Below are 17,789 nucleotides of genomic sequence, written 5' to 3' on the forward strand. Positions count from 1 at the left end.
CCTACGTCGTGGGCTCGGTTGCCCGCTTGGCGGTTGCCTTCTTGGCGGTTGCCTTCTTGGCCTTGGGCGGCAGGGTGGCGATGTGGTCCCGCGCCCGGTCCGTCCAGGTGGACGTCTCCTCGTCGGACAGGTCGGAGGGCAGCGACAGCCATCCGTTCATGGGGCGCTCGGCGGGTCCGAACGGGCCGCTGCCGGGGAGGGCCTGCAGCTCCTCCAGCCCCGCGGGGTCGAGCTTGACCCCGACGTCCTCACCGAACAACCCGGCGTACATGTTGCCGTTGACGAACGCGCCGACACTGCCGAACATCGGCTTGACCTCAACGCCCGGCGCGTCGCTGATCAGGCTGCGGAAGCGGGTCTTGGCCTCGTCACTGTGCTTGGGCATCTGCATGTCCCCATCCAACACTGCTTGCGCCGGCTGGGGGAGCCTGCAGCGGCGCACGCGCGGTGCACCGGCGGTGCATCGGCGGTGCATCGGCGGCGATTAGGGGCCCAACCCGCCCGCTGGTAACCTTGCAACCGCCGTAGACCGGCCGCGGATCCAGAGAGCCCAGGTGAACCAGCCCTGGCGCACCGCGCAACGATCACACAAAGGAGCAGTGCCGACTCATGCCGTTGAGCCTCGACGTCAAGAAGAAGATCATGTCCGAGTACGCCACGCACGAGGGCGACACCGGTTCCCCCGAGGTTCAGGTGGCGATGCTGACGCAGCGCATCCTCGACCTCACCGAGCACTCGCGCCAGCACAAGCACGACCACCACAGCCGCCGCGGCCTGCTCCTCCTGGTCGGCCAGCGTCGCCGGCTCCTGCGCTACCTCGAGAGCGTCGACGTCGAGCGTTACCGCTCGCTGATCAAGCGCCTCGGTCTGCGCCGCTAAGCATTCGACAGGGACGGTCCTCCATGAGGGCCGTCCCTCTCGCATGGGGCCGGCACTGATGCCGCCCAGCACGACAGAAACCAGTGCACAACGACGATGCACCGGGACTACAGATAAAAAAGGAGGGCCCAATGGAGGGTCCAGAGATCCACTTCGCCGAAGCGACCATCGACAATGGTTCGTTCGGCACCCGCACGGTCCGGTTCGAGACCGGACGCCTGGCCAAGCAGGCCGGTGGCGCAGTTGCCGCCTACCTGGATGAGGACACGATGCTCCTCTCCACCACCACCGCCGGGAAGCACCCCCGCGAAGGTTTCGACTTCTTCCCCCTGACGGTCGACGTCGAGGAGCGGATGTATGCCGCGGGCAAGATCCCCGGCTCGTTCTTCCGCCGCGAGGGTCGCCCGTCCACCGACGCGATCCTCACCTGCCGGCTGATCGACCGCCCCCTGCGCCCGACCTTCACCAAGGGTCTGCGCAACGAGGTCCAGGTCGTCATCACGGTGCTCGCGCTCAACCCCGACCACCAGTACGACGTGCTCGCCATCAACGCGGCCAGCGCCTCCACGCAGATCTCGGGTCTGCCGTTCTCCGGTCCGATCGGTGGCGTCCGCGTCTCCCTGATCGACGGCCAGTGGGTTGCCTTCCCCAACTTCTCGGACATCGAGCGCTCGACCTTCGACATGGTCGTCGCCGGCCGCATCGCGGGCGATGACGTCGCGATCATGATGGTCGAGGCCGAGTCCACCGAGTCGACCTGGAACCTCGTCAAGAACGAGGGCAAGCAGGCTCCGACCGAAGAGGTCGTCGCCGAGGGCCTCGAGGCCTCGAAGAAGTTCATCAAGGTCCTGTGCGAGGCCCAGGCCGACCTGGCGAGCAAGGCCGCCAAGCCGGTCCAGGAGTTCCCGATCTTCCTCGACTACGAGGGCGACGCGTATGCCGCCGTCGAGGCTGCGACCTCGGACGACCTGGCGCAGGCGCTCACCATCGCCGGCAAGCAGGAGCGCGAGGACCGCATCGACGAGCTCAAGGACTCCATGAAGGAGAAGCTCGCCGGTGAGTTCGAGGGCCGCGAGAAGGAGCTGTCCGCGGCCTACAAGTCCGTGCAGAAGAAGCTGATCCGTCAGCGCATCCTGCGCGACAAGGTCCGCATCGACGGCCGTGGCCTCGCCGACATCCGCGCCCTGGGCGCCGAGGTCGAGGTGCTGCCGCGCGTGCACGGCTCGGCCATCTTCGAGCGTGGCGAGACCCAGATCATGGGCGTCACCACGCTGAACATGCTCCGCATGGAGCAGCAGCTCGACACCTTGTCGCCGGTGACGCGCAAGCGCTACATGCACAACTACAACTTCCCGCCCTACTCCACCGGTGAGACCGGTCGGGTGGGTTCGCCGAAGCGTCGCGAGATCGGTCACGGAGCGCTCGCCGAGCGTGCCCTGATGCCAGTGCTGCCGACCCGCGAGGAGTTCCCCTACGCGATCCGCCAGGTGTCCGAGGCTCTCGGCTCCAACGGCTCGACGTCGATGGGCTCGGTCTGCGCGTCCACCCTGTCGATGCTCAACGCCGGTGTGCCGCTGCGCGCCCCGGTCGCCGGCATCGCGATGGGCCTCATCTCCGAGGAGGTCGACGGTGAGACGCAGTACGCCGCGCTGACCGACATCCTCGGTGCGGAGGACGCCTTCGGTGACATGGACTTCAAGGTCGCCGGAACCCGCGAGTTCGTCACGGCCATCCAGCTCGACACCAAGCTCGACGGCATCCCCGCCTCGGTGCTCGGCGGCGCGCTGACCCAGGCTCGCGACGCGCGCCTGCACATCCTCGACGTCATGAACGAGGCGATCGACGCACCCGACGAGATGAGCCCCTTCGCTCCTCGCGTCATCTCGGTGCAGGTCCCGATCGACAAGATCGGCGAGGTCATCGGGCCGAAGGGCAAGATGATCAACCAGATCCAGGACGAGACCGGCGCGCAGATCTCGATCGAGGACGACGGCACGATCTACATCGGTGCGACCGACGGCCCCTCGGCCGAGGCCGCCCGGGCGCAGATCAACGCCATCGCGAACCCGCAGATGCCGGAGATCGGCGAGCGCTTCCTGGGCACCGTGGTCAAGACCACGACCTTCGGTGCGTTCATCTCCCTGCTGCCGGGCAAGGACGGCCTGCTGCACATCTCCGAGGTGCGCAAGCTCGTCGGTGGCAAGCGGATCGAAGCCGTCGAGGACGTCCTGGCCGTGGGCCAGAAGGTCCAGGTCGAGCTCAAGGAGATCGACCCGCGCGGCAAGCTGTCGCTGGCGGCGGTGCTCGCGGAGGGCGAGGGCGGCGACGCTCCCGCCGCCGAGGGTGACGCGCCTGAGGCCAGCAGCACCGAGGGCGACGCCCCCGAGGCCGAGGCCGGCGAGTCCACCGACGACCGTGGCGAGCGTCGTGAGGGTGGTCGCAGTCGCAACCGCCGTCGTGGCGGCCGTGGCGAGCGCGGTGGCGAGGACCGTGGCGGCGACGCGCCCGAGAGCGCGGCTCCGGCCACCTCGGAGGACGCGGCCGGCTGAGCCGACGCACACCAGCCTGACGAGCGGGCCGGCACACCTCAGGGTGTGTCGGCCCGTTGGCTTTGCCCCCGGTGGGCGAGGAGGCGATGCGCCACGCGCGTCAGGGCACCTGGCGGGCGCGCACGCAGCAGAGGTCTGCGGCAGGTTCGAGGCGGGTCTGCACGTGTCGGCACCCGAGGGCTTCGACGGCGCCGGTGACCAGGGCGAGGTTGATCCCGCAGACGAGGTCGGTGTGGTCCCGCGCGAGCCGGTCGAACGGACAGTTGGCCAGCTCGAGCTCACGCTCGTCGTCCGTGGGAGAGGGCTCGTAGCCGTGCCGGGCGAGCAGCTCTGACACGGCGCGCAGCTCAGCGCGCGGGCCGCGTGGGAGCGGGCTGCCCGCTGCCAGGGCTCGACCCGCGTCAGTGGCCGCGTCGTCGATCGCCCGGTCGAGCGACACCCGGTCGCGCCCGACCCGCTCGACGGCATCGGCGAGGACCGCGGCGGCCAGGTCGTAGTGCCGAGCCGGGAGCGACACCGACACCTCGGCACGGGCGCGCCGGTAGAGCTTGGACGGCCGGCCGGCGCCGGGGCCCGCTCGACCACTCAGGCGGCGGAACTCGACCTCCAGCAGGCCCTCGTCGACGAGCCGGTCGAGGTGGAACTTCACGGAGTGCAGTGGCAGCCCCACGGCCTCGGCCGCCTGCTCACGACTGACCGCCGTGCGTTGCCGCGACACGTGGTCGTACAACGCCCGTCGTGACGGCTCCGCGAGGGCGCCCACGGACCCGATGCTGTCGTGCACGTCGTGCGCTTCCGGCGACATCAGGCTCCTCGAGCGACTCGTTGACTAACGGGGACGCCGCTCCTAAAGTCAATCTAACACTGTTTTAGAAAGTACAGCAGGTAGTCGGGTAGTCCAGCAGACAGCCGAGCAGAGAGCCGAGCCAGAGGATGACGCATGACTGACGACCGGACCTTCGTCGTGATCGGTGGCGGGCTGGCGGGCGCCAAGACCGCCGAGGCCCTGCGAGGGCGGGGCTTCGAAGGGCGGGTGGTGCTCTTCGCGGGCGAGCCGCACCTGCCCTATGAGCGACCGCCGCTGTCGAAGGACTACCTCAAGACGGGGGAGAAGCTCGAGGACGTGTTCGTCCACGACGAGGACTGGTATGCCGGTCACGACATCGACGTGCGCACCGGCACCACGGTGGCCAGCATCGACCGCGACGACCACGAGGTGGTGGCCGACACAGGTGAGCGCACGGCATACGACCGCGTGGTGCTGGCGACCGGGTGCGCTCCGCGACGGCTCACCATCCCCGGTGCCGACCTCGACGGGGTGTACTCGCTGCGCACCATCGAGGACAGCCAGGCGATCCGTGCGGTGCTCGTGCCGGGACGGCGGATCGTGTTCATCGGTGGCGGCTGGATCGGACTGGAGGTGGCGGCTGCGGCGCGCGAGGCCGGTGCCGACGTCACGGTGCTGGAGGCGCTCGACCTGCCCCTGGTGCGGGTGCTCGGCCCGACGATCGCCGAGGTGTTCGCGGACCTGCACCGAGCGCACGGGGTGGACCTGCGTACCGGGGTCACCGTCGAGGCCGTGGAGGGCGAGTCTGCCGTGACGGGGGTGCGGCTCGCGGACGGTTCGGTCGTGCCGGCGGACGCCGTCGTCGTGGGGATCGGGGCAACGCCCAACGTCGCGCTCGCGCAGGCTGCGGACCTGGACGTCGACAACGGCGTGACGGCGGACGCGGTGGGGCGCACGAGCGACGCGGACATCTTCGCGGTGGGTGACGTCGCGAACGTCGAGCACCCGTTCCTCGGGCAGCGGATTCGCGTCGAGCACTGGGCCAACGCCCTCAACCAGCCCTCGCTGGTGGCAGCGGCCATGCTCGACCAGGAGGGGCCGGAGGCGGAGCTGCCCTACTTCTACACCGACCAGTACGACCTCGGGATGGAGTACCACGGTCTCGGGAGCCCGGACGACGAGGTCGTCGTGCGCGGCGACCTGTCGGCGCGGGAGTTCGTGGCCTTCTGGCTGCGCGACGGGCGGGTGACCGCCGGGATGAACGTCAACGTGTGGGACGTCGGTGATGCGGTGAAGGGCCTGATCCGGTCGAAGGCCGTCGTCGCGCCTGACCGGCTGGCAGACCCTGGGGTCCCGCTGGACGAGCTGGGCGCGAAACCCTGACCTGACCTTTACCTTCCGGACCTGTCCCAGCCGTTTCGCATTCGCCGTCGGCGTGGTGTGATGCTCCATCGGCCCGGACCACCGTCCCAGGGCTGTCAATCCTGAGTTCGTGGAGGACTGCTGTGCGCGTACCCCGCAAGCACGTGTTGGGAGCGGTGGGCGCCATAGCCCTCACCGCTGGAGTTGTTGCCGTCGCCCCGATGAGTGCGCTGGCAGCGCCCTCGGTCGGTGCGCCGGTAGTGATCAACGAGGTCTACGGAGGCGGCGGCAACACCGGCGCGACGTACCGGAACGACTTCATCGAGCTGGTCAACACCAGCGCGTCCACGGTCAACCTCAACGGCTGGTCGGTGCAGTACGCCGGCTCGACCGGGGTCTCGTGGCAGGTCACCGGGCTCGCCGGGTTCCTGCCGGCGGGCGGCAGCTACGTCGTCCGGGAGGCTGCTGGGACCGGCGGCTCCACCGAGGTCCCCTTCGACGCTTCGGGAACCATCGCCATGGCCGGCGGCGCAGGCAAGGTGGCGCTGGTCAACAACGTCACAGCGCTCGGCGGGACGGCCAACCCCTGCACCGCCAAGTCCGGCACCAACCCGTGCTCGGCCCAGCCCTCGGTCGTCGACTTCGTCGGCTTCGGCACGGCGAACGACTACGCGGGCACCGGACCGACGGCCGCGCCCAGCAACACGGTGTCGGTGAGCCGCAAGGCCGGTCCGCAGAACACCGCCGACAATGCTGCCGACTTCGTGGCCGGGGCGCCGAGCCCGACGGCCTGCGGCACCACCTGCACCACCCCGCCCGCCCCGGCCGAGAAGACGATCGCCGAGATCCAGGGCACGGGTCCGAGCACCCAGCTGTCTGGGCAGACGGTGACCACCAAGGGCGTCGTCACGGCGGCCTACCCCACGGGTGGGTTCCACGGCTTCTACCTCCAGACCCAGGGGACCGGTCCCGAGCCGAGCTCCTCGGGCGCCTCGGACGGCCTCTTCGTCTTCCAGACGGGTGGCTCCGGCAGCCCCCTCGACCCCGACGTCGAGGTCGGCAACTACATCCAGGTGACCGGTGCCGTCAGCGAGTTCCGCAGCTCGTCCTCCGACCCGGGGACCCTGACCGAGATCACCGCGTCGGCCTCGAACATCAGCGACGCCGGCGATGAGTTCAGCCCTGTCCAGGCGCTGACCGTGCCGTGGCCGACCACCGATGCAGGGCGTGAGTCGATCGAGGGAATGCTCTTCCAGCCCCTCGGCGACTACACCGTCACCAACACCTTCGGCACCAACCAGTTCGGCGAGGTCGGCCTGGCCGTGGGTGACCACCCGCTGCTGCAGAACACCGAGGTGGGCGCCCCCGGCAGCCCCGAGGCCGCCGCCGTGGTGGCCGACAACGCCAGGCGTGCGGTCACCCTCGACGACGGTGCCTCCAGCAACTTCACGGCGAGCAGCTTCAGCCCGGCGACGTGCGCCGGCCGCCCGATCCCGTGCCTGCTCAACGGCGACCTGACGCCTGCGTACGTCTCGAACACCAAGCCGGTCAGGGTCGGCGAGGCGGCCACCTTCAGCGCTCCTGTCGTCGTGGACTACCGGTTCAACCTGTGGCGCTTCCAGCCGACGGCCCAGGTGGTCGGGCCCGACAACGCGACGTCGCCGGTGGCGTTCGAGAACACCCGAACGGCTGCGCCCGACACTGCCGACATCAACCAGCTCGGCACACCCGACCTCAAGGTCGCGTCGTTCAACGTCCTCAACTACTTCACCGATCTCGGTGACGCCGACCCGACCTGCGTGGCGTTCTACGACCGCGACGACAACGGCGACACGGTCCGCGGCGTCGACGGCAGCCCCTGCACCCGCCGTGGTGCCTGGGATGCGGCTGACCTCGCGCGCCAGACCGAGAAGGAGGTGTCGGCGATCACCGCCCTCGACGCCGACGTCGTCGGGCTGATGGAGATCGAGAACTCCGCACGTTTCGGTCACGACCGTGACGCTGCCCTGGCAGCGCTGGTCGCCGCGCTGAACGAGAAGGCGGGAGCGGGCACCTGGGCCTTCGTCCCGTCCTCGACCGACCTGCCCTCACCGGACGAGCAGGACTTCATCACCAGCGCCATCATCTACAAGGCGGCCAACGTCATGCGCGTCGACCGGTCGCGCGCCCTGGGCGACCAGAGCCAGGACGGCCAGGCCTTCGGCAATGCCCGTGAGCCGATCGCCCAGACGTTCAGGAAGAAGACCGGCAAGGGCGACAAGTTCCTCTTCGTCGTCAACCACTTCAAGTCCAAGGGTTCGGCTGGTCCGTTCCCGGGTGACGCTGACAGCGGTGACGGCCAGGGTGCGTCGGTCACCAGCCGCATCCTGCAGGCGCAGGCCCTGCGCGACTGGGTGCCCGGCGTCGCGGCCGAGTACGGCGCCAAGGGGATCGTCATGGCGGGTGACTACAACTCCTACACCATGGAGGACCCGCTGGACGTCCTCTACAAGGCCGGCTACACCGACGTGGGCAGCCGCTTCGACCCGAACAGCTACTCGTACTCCTTCAGCGGGCTCTCCGGTTCGCTGGACCACATCCTCGTCAACGACTTCGCGCTGCGGATGTCGACCGGGGCCGACCACTGGAACATCAACTCCGGTGAGTCGGTGGCCATGGAGTACAGCCGGTACAACTACCACTCGACCGACTTCCACGACCCGGGCCCGTACCGGTCGTCCGACCACGACCCGGTGGTCCTCGGCCTCACGGCCTTCGTGAAGTAGTCGAACCAGCGCCGCGAGCGACGGGTCCGGTCTCCCGAGTGGGGGACCGGGCCCGTCGTCGTGGACGGGTGGTTACGCTGACCACCGTGAGTGACACGATCAAGGTGGCCGTGATCGGTGCGGCAGGACGCATGGGCGGCCAGGTGTGCCGGGCGGTCACCGACGCGCCCGACCTGGAGCTGGTGGGGCGGTTCGACCAGGGCGACGACCTCGGCGACCTCGGCGGTGCCGGTGTCGTCGTGGAGTTCTCGGTCCCGTCCGCTTCCCCGGCGAACGTGGCGCACTGCGTCGACCGCGGCGTGCACGTCGTCGTGGGCACGACGGGATGGGACGAGGGGCGCCTCGCGACGGTGCGCGACCAGCTCGCCCAGCACCCGTCAGTGGGCGTGCTCATCGCCCCGAACTTCGCGATCGGCGCCATCTTGATGATGCGCTTCGCCCAGCAGGCCGCGCGTTTCTACGAGTCGGTCGAGGTCATCGAGCTGCACCACCCCGACAAGGTCGATGCGCCGTCGGGCACCGCAGCCCGCACGGCCGGCCTCATCGCCGCGGCCCGCGCCGACGCCGGCCTCGGTGCAGTCCCGGACGCCACCACCCAGGACCCCGACGGGGCACGCGGAGGGCGGGTCGACGGCATACCGGTGCACTCGATCCGACTGCGCGGGCTGGTCGCCCACCAGGAGGTGCTGCTCGGTGCTGAGGGCGAGCTGCTGACCCTGCGCCACGACTCGTTCGACCGGACCTCCTTCATGCCCGGTGTCCTCGCGGGGGTGCGGGAGGTCGGCGCCCACCCCGGGCTGACCGTCGGGCTGGAGCACTACCTCGGCCTGGACGCCTGAGTGCGCGAGAAGGTCACCGCTGTCGTCCTGCTCGTGGTGCTGGGCTTCTACTCCGCGACGATCGGCTGGCGAGGGGTCGAGCTGGTCCGGGACGGGCGTCCGGTCGCTGTGCTGTTCGGCGTCGCGGTGATCCTCATCCCCGTGGTCGCCCTGCTGGCGATGGTGCCGCTGGTCAGGCTCGCCCGCGACGGATCGCGGATGATGACCCAAGCCCGGGAGTCCGGCGCGCACGGCGCGTGGGCTGACGAGCTCCACCAGGCCGAGGCCTGCCGGGTCGCCCGGGATCGCAAGGGCGAGCAGGCGCACTACCGCGCCGCCGTCAGGGCCTGGCGGACCTCGCGTCCCTGACGCACCCGGCATACCGTGGTGGCATGCACCGTTCGCGCATCGGCATCGTCCTCATCGACCACCCGGGCGAGCACTACGACGCGGGCCTCGCCTTCTGGGCCGGTGCCCAGGGTGTGCGTCCGGTCGAGGACGGTCCCTATGCCAGCGTCGGCGAGATCGGGTCGCTGAACCTCGAGGTCCAGCGATTGGAGGACGGACCGCCGCGCGTCCACCTGGACATCGAGACGGACAACGTCCGCGCCGAGGTCGCGCGACTGACGGCGTTGGGCGCGACCACCGTGGACGACCGGGAACGCTACGTGATCATGGCCGATCCGGGTGGGGTGATCTTCTGTGTGGTCGGGATCCAGACCGGCGACCGGTTCCTCGAGGATGCGCGGGAGTGGCCCTGACCGCTGCGGTCAGGGCAGACCGAGCAGCCTCAGCCCAGCCGCGACCGCGGCGGCCAGCACCACCACGACGATGAAGGGCGCCCGCAGCAGCAGCGCCAGCATGGCGACACCGACGGCGGCAGCGCGGGAGTCGAGGGTGATCGCGCCCGAGCTCGAGGTCAACGTCTGCACGCCGACGAGGGCGGCCAACAAGGCGATGGGCAACGCCGAGGTGATCCGTGTCGTGCGTTCGCCCTCGAGCCACGACGTCGGCACGACGTAGCCGAGGTACTTGAGCAGGAAGGCCAGCCCGCACGCGATGAGCAGCGCGGTCCACGTGCTCATGGCGTGCCCCCCGGCCTCGCGGCCCCCGGCCTCGCGCCCCCCGGCCTGGCGGTCCCCGGCCCGGAGTTGCCAGTCCGCGGCGACACCTCGTCGGGCCACTGGTGCGGCGGCGGTGGGTCGTGGTGGGCGCGTCGCCACACGCCCGCCAGGAGTGCGGTGCAGGCGGCGACCAGGACGGGGACACCGGCGGGAGCATGCGGCGCGACGAGCACGGCGATCAGTGCGGCCAGCACTGCGATGGCGACGGCATCCCTCGACTTCAGCCGCGGCCACAGCAGGGCGCAGAAGGCTGCGGCCGCGGCGGCGTCGAGTCCATAGCGGCGGGGGTCGCCCATGGCATCGCCCACGAGCGAGCCGACCAGCGTCGTCGCGTTCCAGAGCACGAAGACCCCTGCGCCCGTCACCCAGAAGCCGAGTCGCGCGGCGACCGTCTCGGGCTGCGCGACACTGACCGCTGTCGACTCGTCGATCGTCAACTGGGCTGCGAAGACCTTCCGGAGTCCCCGGACGTCCAGCATCCGCGCGACCTGCAGCCCGTACAGGCCGTTGCGGACGCCGAGGAGCGTGGAGGTGGCGATGGCGGCGGGCCCCCCGGCCGCCCCGGCGGCCATGACCCCCACGAACGCGAACTGCGAACCCCCCGAGAACAGCAGCAGCGACAGCACCTGCGTCTGGAGGATCGACAGACCCGCAGCCACCGACAGGGCGCCGAAGCTGACGCCGTAGGTTCCTGTTGCCACCGCTACCGACAGGGCTTGGCGCACGACCTGGGAACGTCGCTCCGGGGTCAGGGTCGAGCTCACGGGCCCGGAGGTTCCGGCGTGATGTCGGCGACCAGGCGGACCTCGCGCGCGGTCCCACCGTCGGGAGAGACCACCCGGTCGCGGAACGCGCCGTCCGGGTTCAGCCCTGCATCGAGGAGGAACGCCCGAGTGGCTTCGTCGCCGGCCAGCACCCAGGTGTGCAACCGGTCGGCGCCGGCGCCGCGCAGGGTGTCGACGGCCGCGTTCAGCAGCCGTGACCCGTGGCCGACCCGACGCGCCTGCGGGTGGACCGCGAGCGCAGACAGCTCACCGGTGCCCGGGGACGCATCGGGGTCCTGGCTCGGGCCGATGGCCGCGAACCCCACGACCTGGTCGCCCGCACAGGCCGCGAGCAGCCGGTAGACCCCTGGGGGAGGCGCGGCAAGGGACTGGCGCCAGACGGCCGCGAAGGCTTGTGGCTCGAAGGTCTCCAGCACCTCCGCCGGCAGCACCGCGGCATACGCCTCGCGCCACACGGTGGCCTGGACGAGCCCGACGGCGGGGGTGTCGGTCTCGCGCGCCACCCTGACGCTGGCGTCGGCGAGTGGTCCGGGGGAGGAGGTGTGACCGACGTGGTCGTGCTGGTGAGCCATGGCCTGCATCCTGCCATCGGTGTTTCGAACCTCGTCAGGCGCGCTCGTACGTCACCCAGCTGAAGCCGTCGCGCCGCTCGCGCCGGACCTCGTGCCAGTGGCTCGCGTCGATGTCGGGAAAGCGCACATCACCCTGGGGCGACTGGTCCACCTCGGTGATCAGCAACCGGTGCGCCCACGGCATCGCCTCGGTGTAGACCTGCCCACCGCCGCAGACGAACACCTCGGCCGCGGGACCGGCCAGCGACAACGCCTCGCTGAGCGAGTGGGCCGTCTCCACGTCGGGGTGGCTCCAGTCGGGCTGGCGGGTCACGACGATGGTCCGGCGACCCGGCAGCACCCGGCCGATCGAGTCGAAGGTCTTGCGTCCCATGACCATCGGATGGCCCATGGTCGTCCGCTTGAAGTAGGCGAAGTCCTCGGGCAGGTGCCACGGCATGTCGTTGTCGGCCCCGATGACGCCGTTGCGGCCGACCGCGGCAATGAGCGTCACGTTGGTCATGGGCACAGGGTAGCGACCACGCGGAGGTCACCGCCGGGCCCGCACGGTCCGCGGCCTGACTCAGACCGCGATGGGCGCCTTGATCGAGGGGTGCGCCTGGTAGCCGACCAGCTCGAAGTCGCCGAGGTCGAACTGGTCGATCTCCTTGCCGGACGCGATCTTCATCTGCGGCAGGGGGAGGGGCTCTCGGGTCAGCTGGAGGGTGGCCTGTTCGACGTGGTTGGAGTACAGGTGGGCGTCGCCGAGGGTGTGCACGAAGTCACCGGGCTCGAGGTCGCAGACCTGCGCCACCATCATGGTGAGCAGCGCGTAGGAGGCGATGTTGAACGGGACGCCGAGGAAGATGTCGGCCGAACGCTGGTAGAGCTGGCAGGAGAGCTTGGGCCGGTGCCCGTCCACCGCGGGGGACACGTAGAACTGGAACATCGTGTGGCACGGCGGGAGCGCCATCGAGTCGACGTCCGCGACGTTCCAGGCCGACACGATGTGCCGACGGCTGTCAGGGTTGGTGCGGATCGACTCGATGACCTTGGCGATCTGGTCGACGTGGCCGCCGTCTGGGGTCGGCCAGGACCGCCACTGGTAGCCGTAGACCGGCCCCAGGTCGCCGTTCTCGTCCGCCCACTCGTCCCAGATGGTGATGCCGCGTTCCTGGAGCCACCGCACGTTGGAGTCGCCGCGCAGGAACCAGAGCAGCTCGCCGATGATCGACTTGAGGTGGAGCTTCTTGGTCGTGAGCACCGGGAAGCCCTCGGACAGGTCGAACCGCATCTGGTAGCCGAACACGGAGCGGGTGCCGGTGCCGGTGCGGTCGGACTTGTCCGTCCCGGTCGTCATGACGTGGTCGAGGAGGTCGAGATACTGCTGCACGGACGCAGCGTAACGCCGGGCGGCGACAGGGCACCGAAGCAGACCAAAACCGCAGCGTATGCCGCGTGGCCGGCGCCGCGGCATACCTCGGTCGCCGCGTCGATGCCGCCAGCTCGGCGTCACCTTCCCGCCAAATTGCGTCCCGGTCGGTGTCCGCCGCGCGGGGCGTGCTCTGCGGGGCGATAGCCTGCAGGCATGAGCACCTCGTCCCCGTTCGGCCGCGTCCTGACCGCCATGGTCAGCCCGATGAAGCCCGACGGAAGCCTCGACCTCGAGGGCGCCCGCCGACTGGTCGCCCACCTGCTCGACAGCGGCCACGACGGCATCGTCGTCAACGGCACCACCGGTGAGTCCGCCACCCTGAGCGACGACGAGTCCATCGAGATGGTGCGCCTCGTCGCCGAGGCCGTCGACGGTCGCGCGGCGGTCGTCGCCGGGGTCGGCTCCAACGCCACCGCACACAGCGTCGAGATGGCCGGTCGTGCGGCGGAGGCCGGCGCCACCGGGCTCCTGCTCGTCTCGCCCTACTACAACAAGCCGACCCAGCGCGGGCTCGTCGCGCACTGCCACGCGGTGGCCGACGTGACCGACCTGCCGGTCATGCTCTACGACATCCCGGGCCGCACCGGCATCCCGTTCGACACCGCCACGCTCCTCGAGCTCGCCGCCCACGACCGGGTCGTCGCGGTCAAGGACGCCAAGGGCGACGGGTGGGCCTCGACCAAGGTCATGGCCGCGACCGACCTGCTCTACTTCTCCGGCGACGACGCCGCGAACCTGCCCTGGCTCGCCCTCGGTGCCATCGGGGTGGTCAGCGTCGTCGGCCACGTCGCCGGCAAGGACTATGCCGCGATGGTCGCAGCCGTCGACGGCGGCGACCTCGACGGCGCCCGAGACATCCACCGACGGCTGGTCCCCGCCGTCGACGCCATCATGAGCACCTCCCAGGGTGCGATCATGGCCAAGGCCGCGCTCGTCGAGCTCGGCGTCATCGACCACGCGACGGTGCGCTTGCCGCTCGTCGAGTCACCACCGGAGCACCTGGACATCCTGCGCGCCGGTCTCAAGGAGTCTGGCCTGCTGTGAGTCATCCCCACCCCGAGCTGAACCTGCCCCGGCCGCTCGCGAAGAACGGCGTGCGCATCATCGCGCTCGGCGGTCTCGGCGAGGTCGGCCGCAACATGGCGGTCATCGAGCACGACGGCCAGCTGCTCGTCATCGACTGCGGCGTGTTGTTCCCTGAGGACCACCACCCCGGCGTCGACCTGATCCTCCCCGACTTCGAGTACCTCGAGGACCGGCTCGACGACATCCAGGCGATCGTGCTGACCCATGGCCACGAGGACCACATCGGCGCGGTGCCCTACCTGCTCAAGCTGAAGCGCGACATCCCGATCGTGGGGTCGATGCTGACACTGGCGCTCATCGAGGCCAAGCTCAAGGAACACCGGATCACGCCGTACACCCTCGGGGTCAGAGAGGGGATGCGCGAGAAGCTGGGCGTCTTCGACTGCGAGTTCGTGGCGGTCAACCACTCGATCCCGGACGCCCTCGCGGTGTTCGTCCGGACACCCGGCGGAACGATCCTGCACACCGGTGACTTCAAGATGGACCAGCTGCCGCTCGACAACCGGCTCACCGACCTGCGCGCGTTCGCGCGGCTGGGGGAGGAGGGCGTCGACCTGTTCATGACGGACTCGACCAACGCCGAGGTGCCCGGCTTCACGACGCCGGAGAAGGACATCGCGCCGGCCATCGACAAGGTCTTCCGCGACGCGGAGCGCCGGATCATCGTGGCCTGCTTCTCCTCGCACGTGCACCGCGTCCAGCAGGTGCTCAACGCCGCCGAGACGGCCGGCCGCAAGGTCGCCATGGTGGGCCGGTCGATGGTGCGCAACATGGGGATCGCCGCCGAGCTGGGGTACCTCCACGTGCCCGACGGCGTGCTCGTCGACGTCAAGAAGCTCGACAAGTTCCCCGACGACAAGGTCGTCCTGATCTGCACGGGGTCGCAGGGCGAGCCGATGGCGGCCCTGTCGCGGATGGCCAACCGTGACCACCGCATCGACGTGGGAGAGGGCGACACGGTCCTGATGGCCTCGTCGCTCATCCCCGGCAACGAGAACGCCGTCTACCGCATCATCAACGGCCTCATGCGGCTCGGTGTCAACGTCGTGCACAAGGGCAACGCCAAGGTGCACGTCTCCGGCCACGCCAGCGCCGGTGAGCTGCTCTACTGCTACAACATCGTCAAGCCCCGCAACGTGATGCCGGTGCACGGCGAGTGGCGACACCTCGTCGCCAACGCCGAGCTCGCGGTCCAGACCGGTGTGCCGCGCGAACAGGTCGTGCTGGCCGAGGACGGCGTGGTCGTCGACCTCGTCGACGGCGTCGCGCGCATCGTCGGGGCGGTCCCGTGCGGCTACGTCTACGTCGACGGGTCCTCGGTGGGTGAGTTCGACGAGGCGCTGCTCAAGGACCGCCGGATCCTGCGTGACGAGGGGTTCATCTCGGTCATCGTCGTGATCGACTCCGCCACGGGCAAGATCGCCGCGGGACCGGAGATCCAGGCCCGGGGTTTCGCCGAGGACGACGAGATCTTCAGCCAGGTGCGGCCCAAGATCGAACAGGCGCTCGCCGAGGCCACCGGCAACGGCGTCACCGACTCCCACCAGCTCGAGCAGGTCATGCGTCGCGCGATCGGTGGCTGGGTCGGCGGCAAGATCCGTCGCCGCCCGATGATCATCCCGGTCGTCATCCAAGCCTAGCCTGCGCCTGCTCCACCCGAGAAGGGCGCGCTTCACCCGAGAACCGTTTCCGGGTGAAGCGCACCTTTATCGGGTCACCCGATAAAGGTGCGGCAGGTGGGGCTCGGGTATGCCGCGGGGGCGGCTACCAGGGGCGCGCGAGGTCGAGCGCGCGCGGGTCGCCGACCGGCAACCACCCCTGCGGTCCGTTGACGTAGTCGGCGCGGGGTCCGTGCTCGGCGAGCTCGGCCACGGCTGACAGCAACCGCTCGACGTGCTCAGCGGTCGTGGCCAGCCCGACACTGGCGCGGACGGCGGTCGTGGACCCGACGGCGTGGGGGTCGTCGAGCAGGGCGTCGACGCACAGGTGCGCACAGAACTTGCCGTCCCGGACCCCGATGCCGTGCTCGGCCGACAGGGCCGCGGACACCAGTGACGAGTCGACCCCGTCGATGGTGAAGGTCGCCACGGCAACGCGCTCGTGGTCCGGGCTGAAGAGGGAGTAGGTCTGCACGCCGTCGATGGCGGCCAGACCGTCGAGCAGACGCTGGCCCAGCGTGCGCTCGTGCTCCTCCACCGCGTCCGCGTGCGCCCGCAGGGCATGGCACGCGGCAGCGAGGGCGATCGCGCCGATGACGTTGGGACTGCCGCCCTCGTGGCGTGCGGCCCCCTTCTGCCACACGACTGCGCGCTCGGTCACGGACTTGGTGGCGCCGCCGCCGGCGAGGTAGGGCGCCGCAGCGTCCAGCCAGTCCGCCCGGCCTGCCAGGACTCCCGTGCCGAACGGTGCGTACAGCTTGTGGCCGGACAGCACGGCGTAGTCGACACCGAGGTCGTCCAGGTCCACGCGGCGGTGGGGGGCGTACTGCGCGGCGTCGAGGACCACCCTCGCGCCCGCCTGGCGGGCGATCGCCGCCAGCTCGCGGACCGGCCAGATCTCTCCCGTGACGTTGGAGGCGCCGGCGAGCACGACCAACCGGTGGCGGCCGGGGTGGTCGCGAAGCGCAGTCCGCAGGAGCGCCCTCGCGTCGCTGATGCTGCCGGGGACCGGAAGCCGGTGGGTGCGCTGGTGGGGCCACGGCAGAAGCGCGGCGTGGTGCTCGGACTCGAAGACGAAGACCTGCGTGTGGCGCGGCAGACATCGCGCCAGGAGATTGAACGAGTCGGTGCTGTTGCGGGTGAAGACGACCTCGTCGCCCTCGCGTGCCCCGACGAACGACCGCACCTCGGCCCGCGCCTGCTCGTACCAGGACGAGGTCACCCGGGAGGCCCAGCCATTGCCGCGGTGGACCGAGGAGTAGGTGCGCACCGCCGTGTCGACGGCCTTCTTGACGCTGACCAGCGCCGGCGTGGACGCCGCGTGGTCGAAGTTGGCGTAGTCCACGGCCCCGTCCAGCGTCGGCACGAGCAGCGACTCCGACACGACCGCGGGCAGCGGGCCGACCTCGCCCAGTGACCGGGCATCGGGAACAGGGCGGAGGTGGCTCTGGGTGCGGGCGTGCGCGAGGGGGGCGCTGCGACGGAAGGCTGGTGGCGGGGTGCTCGCGATCGACATGGGTAGAGCTCCTGGTCCGGGTGGGACCCGAGAGCTCCCGAGTCCGCGCTTGCCGGCTGCGGGTGCAGTCGGCCCGGTCGTCACCCGGAGCACCCCACCGCGGAGGAGGGTTGCTGGTCAGCAAGCCGGGGCTGTGCGCTGACACTCATGACCTGTCGTCGAGGGTAGCGGCACGGGTCAAGCGGGATCCAGCACGTGGGCGTGGGTTCCCGCGATCTGAGATGGCGGAAGTCCGTGACCGCCAGGTGGCCGGAGGCAGGGCCGAGCGATCTGGCGGGGCGGGTCGGCATCGCCGTCCCCACGCGACCCTTCCCCCTGTGCGCGCCTGTGCCGACGACCACTGCTGGTCGTCGGCACAGGCCCCGCCAGACGCAAGGCCCAGCGTCCCACCGGGCGTGCGCCCTGGTAAGGGCTACCTGCCCTTCGTACCCGATCGGGGAGGGCAACTCGGCCGTTCGGGCCAGGGCGATCCGG

Annotated in this window: 17 protein-coding genes and 1 riboswitch; of the genes, 9 read left to right on the forward strand and 8 right to left on the reverse strand. The window is 70.3% G+C overall.

The features are described 5' to 3' along the window. Position 1: 1 nt before the first annotated feature. On the reverse strand, positions 2 to 391 hold the full coding sequence (locus AC1DXJ_RS17250; protein WP_477612483.1) for a TfoX/Sxy family protein: 390 nt from the start codon (positions 389 to 391) through the stop codon (positions 2 to 4). A 218-nt stretch (positions 392 to 609) separates the two neighbouring features. On the opposite strand from AC1DXJ_RS17250, the gene rpsO reads away from it, so the two are divergent. Both rpsO and AC1DXJ_RS17260 read left to right on the forward strand, forming a co-directional pair. After that, the gene (gene rpsO, locus AC1DXJ_RS17255; RefSeq protein WP_140737145.1) at positions 610 to 879 is read left to right on the forward strand and encodes a 30S ribosomal protein S15; all 270 of its coding nucleotides are present in this window, start codon (positions 610 to 612) and stop codon (positions 877 to 879) included. Positions 880 to 1,010: 131 nt separating this feature from the next. After that, a complete protein-coding gene (locus AC1DXJ_RS17260) occupies positions 1,011 to 3,428 on the forward strand; it encodes a polyribonucleotide nucleotidyltransferase (protein ID WP_477612484.1) in 2,418 nt (805 codons plus the stop codon). A gap of 100 nt (positions 3,429 to 3,528) precedes the next feature. Here AC1DXJ_RS17260 and AC1DXJ_RS17265 read toward each other — a convergent pair whose 3' ends face one another. Then, positions 3,529 to 4,233 carry a helix-turn-helix transcriptional regulator gene (locus AC1DXJ_RS17265; RefSeq protein ID WP_477612485.1) on the reverse strand — a complete coding sequence of 235 codons (705 nt, stop codon included), beginning with the start codon at positions 4,231 to 4,233 and terminating at the stop codon, positions 3,529 to 3,531. Positions 4,234 to 4,368: 135 nt separating this feature from the next. Here AC1DXJ_RS17265 and AC1DXJ_RS17270 point away from each other — a divergent pair, with 135 nt between their 5' ends. The 5 genes from AC1DXJ_RS17270 (at position 4,369) to AC1DXJ_RS17290 (ending at position 9,921) form a co-directional block, all read left to right on the forward strand. Further along, positions 4,369 to 5,598, forward strand: coding sequence for an NAD(P)/FAD-dependent oxidoreductase (locus AC1DXJ_RS17270; RefSeq protein ID WP_477612486.1), 1,230 nt, complete (start codon positions 4,369 to 4,371; stop codon positions 5,596 to 5,598). Between the two features lie 200 nt (positions 5,599 to 5,798). Beyond that, on the forward strand, positions 5,799 to 8,342 hold the full coding sequence (locus AC1DXJ_RS17275; protein ID WP_477612487.1) for an ExeM/NucH family extracellular endonuclease: 2,544 nt from the start codon (positions 5,799 to 5,801) through the stop codon (positions 8,340 to 8,342). Between the two features lie 86 nt (positions 8,343 to 8,428). After that, on the forward strand, positions 8,429 to 9,181 hold the full coding sequence (gene dapB, locus AC1DXJ_RS17280; protein ID WP_477612488.1) for a 4-hydroxy-tetrahydrodipicolinate reductase: 753 nt from the start codon (positions 8,429 to 8,431) through the stop codon (positions 9,179 to 9,181). Then, complete coding sequence (locus AC1DXJ_RS17285; protein WP_477612489.1) at positions 9,182 to 9,529, forward strand: hypothetical protein; 348 nt, start codon at positions 9,182 to 9,184, stop codon at positions 9,527 to 9,529. A 23-nt stretch (positions 9,530 to 9,552) separates the two neighbouring features. Further along, the gene (locus tag AC1DXJ_RS17290) at positions 9,553 to 9,921 is read left to right on the forward strand and encodes a VOC family protein (protein WP_477612490.1); all 369 of its coding nucleotides are present in this window, start codon (positions 9,553 to 9,555) and stop codon (positions 9,919 to 9,921) included. Between the two features lie 9 nt (positions 9,922 to 9,930). Here AC1DXJ_RS17290 and AC1DXJ_RS17295 read toward each other — a convergent pair whose 3' ends face one another. Genes AC1DXJ_RS17295 through AC1DXJ_RS17315 form a run of 5 tightly spaced genes read right to left on the reverse strand, consistent with a single transcriptional unit; the run spans position 9,931 to position 13,013 of the window. Continuing rightward, positions 9,931 to 10,245 (reverse strand): AzlD domain-containing protein, encoded by a 315-nt coding sequence (locus AC1DXJ_RS17295; protein WP_477612491.1) that lies wholly within the window; start codon positions 10,243 to 10,245, stop codon positions 9,931 to 9,933. Next, entirely contained in the window at positions 10,242 to 11,048 is an 807-nt protein-coding gene (locus AC1DXJ_RS17300) for an AzlC family ABC transporter permease (protein WP_477612492.1), read from the reverse strand. The genes AC1DXJ_RS17295 and AC1DXJ_RS17300 overlap by 4 nt, the downstream gene beginning before the upstream one ends. Continuing rightward, positions 11,045 to 11,641, reverse strand: a complete 597-nt coding sequence (locus AC1DXJ_RS17305; RefSeq protein ID WP_477612493.1) for an N-acetyltransferase family protein — start codon at positions 11,639 to 11,641, stop codon at positions 11,045 to 11,047. Before AC1DXJ_RS17305 ends, AC1DXJ_RS17300 begins: the two co-directional genes overlap by 4 nt. Positions 11,642 to 11,675: 34 nt before the next feature. Next, positions 11,676 to 12,143 (reverse strand): dihydrofolate reductase, encoded by a 468-nt coding sequence (locus AC1DXJ_RS17310; protein ID WP_477612494.1) that lies wholly within the window; start codon positions 12,141 to 12,143, stop codon positions 11,676 to 11,678. 60 nt (positions 12,144 to 12,203) lie between these two features. Then, complete coding sequence (locus AC1DXJ_RS17315; RefSeq protein ID WP_477612495.1) at positions 12,204 to 13,013, reverse strand: thymidylate synthase; 810 nt, start codon at positions 13,011 to 13,013, stop codon at positions 12,204 to 12,206. 195 nt (positions 13,014 to 13,208) lie between these two features. Here AC1DXJ_RS17315 and dapA point away from each other — a divergent pair, with 195 nt between their 5' ends. Continuing rightward, positions 13,209 to 14,099: a 4-hydroxy-tetrahydrodipicolinate synthase gene (gene dapA, locus AC1DXJ_RS17320; protein WP_477612496.1), complete on the forward strand. Its 891-nt coding sequence runs from the start codon at positions 13,209 to 13,211 to the stop codon at positions 14,097 to 14,099. After that, on the forward strand, positions 14,096 to 15,781 hold the full coding sequence (locus AC1DXJ_RS17325; RefSeq protein ID WP_477631941.1) for a ribonuclease J: 1,686 nt from the start codon (positions 14,096 to 14,098) through the stop codon (positions 15,779 to 15,781). Before dapA ends, AC1DXJ_RS17325 begins: the two co-directional genes overlap by 4 nt. A 124-nt stretch (positions 15,782 to 15,905) precedes the next feature. Here the strand turns inward: AC1DXJ_RS17325 and AC1DXJ_RS17330 are convergent, their stop codons facing one another. Continuing rightward, positions 15,906 to 17,315 (reverse strand): aminotransferase class V-fold PLP-dependent enzyme, encoded by a 1,410-nt coding sequence (locus AC1DXJ_RS17330; RefSeq protein ID WP_477612498.1) that lies wholly within the window; start codon positions 17,313 to 17,315, stop codon positions 15,906 to 15,908. A 40-nt stretch (positions 17,316 to 17,355) separates the two neighbouring features. Then, positions 17,356 to 17,468: riboswitch (SAM riboswitch) on the reverse strand. Between the last annotated feature and the right edge of the window lie 321 nt (positions 17,469 to 17,789).

The organism is Pedococcus sp. P2_D9, from assembly GCF_056404275.1.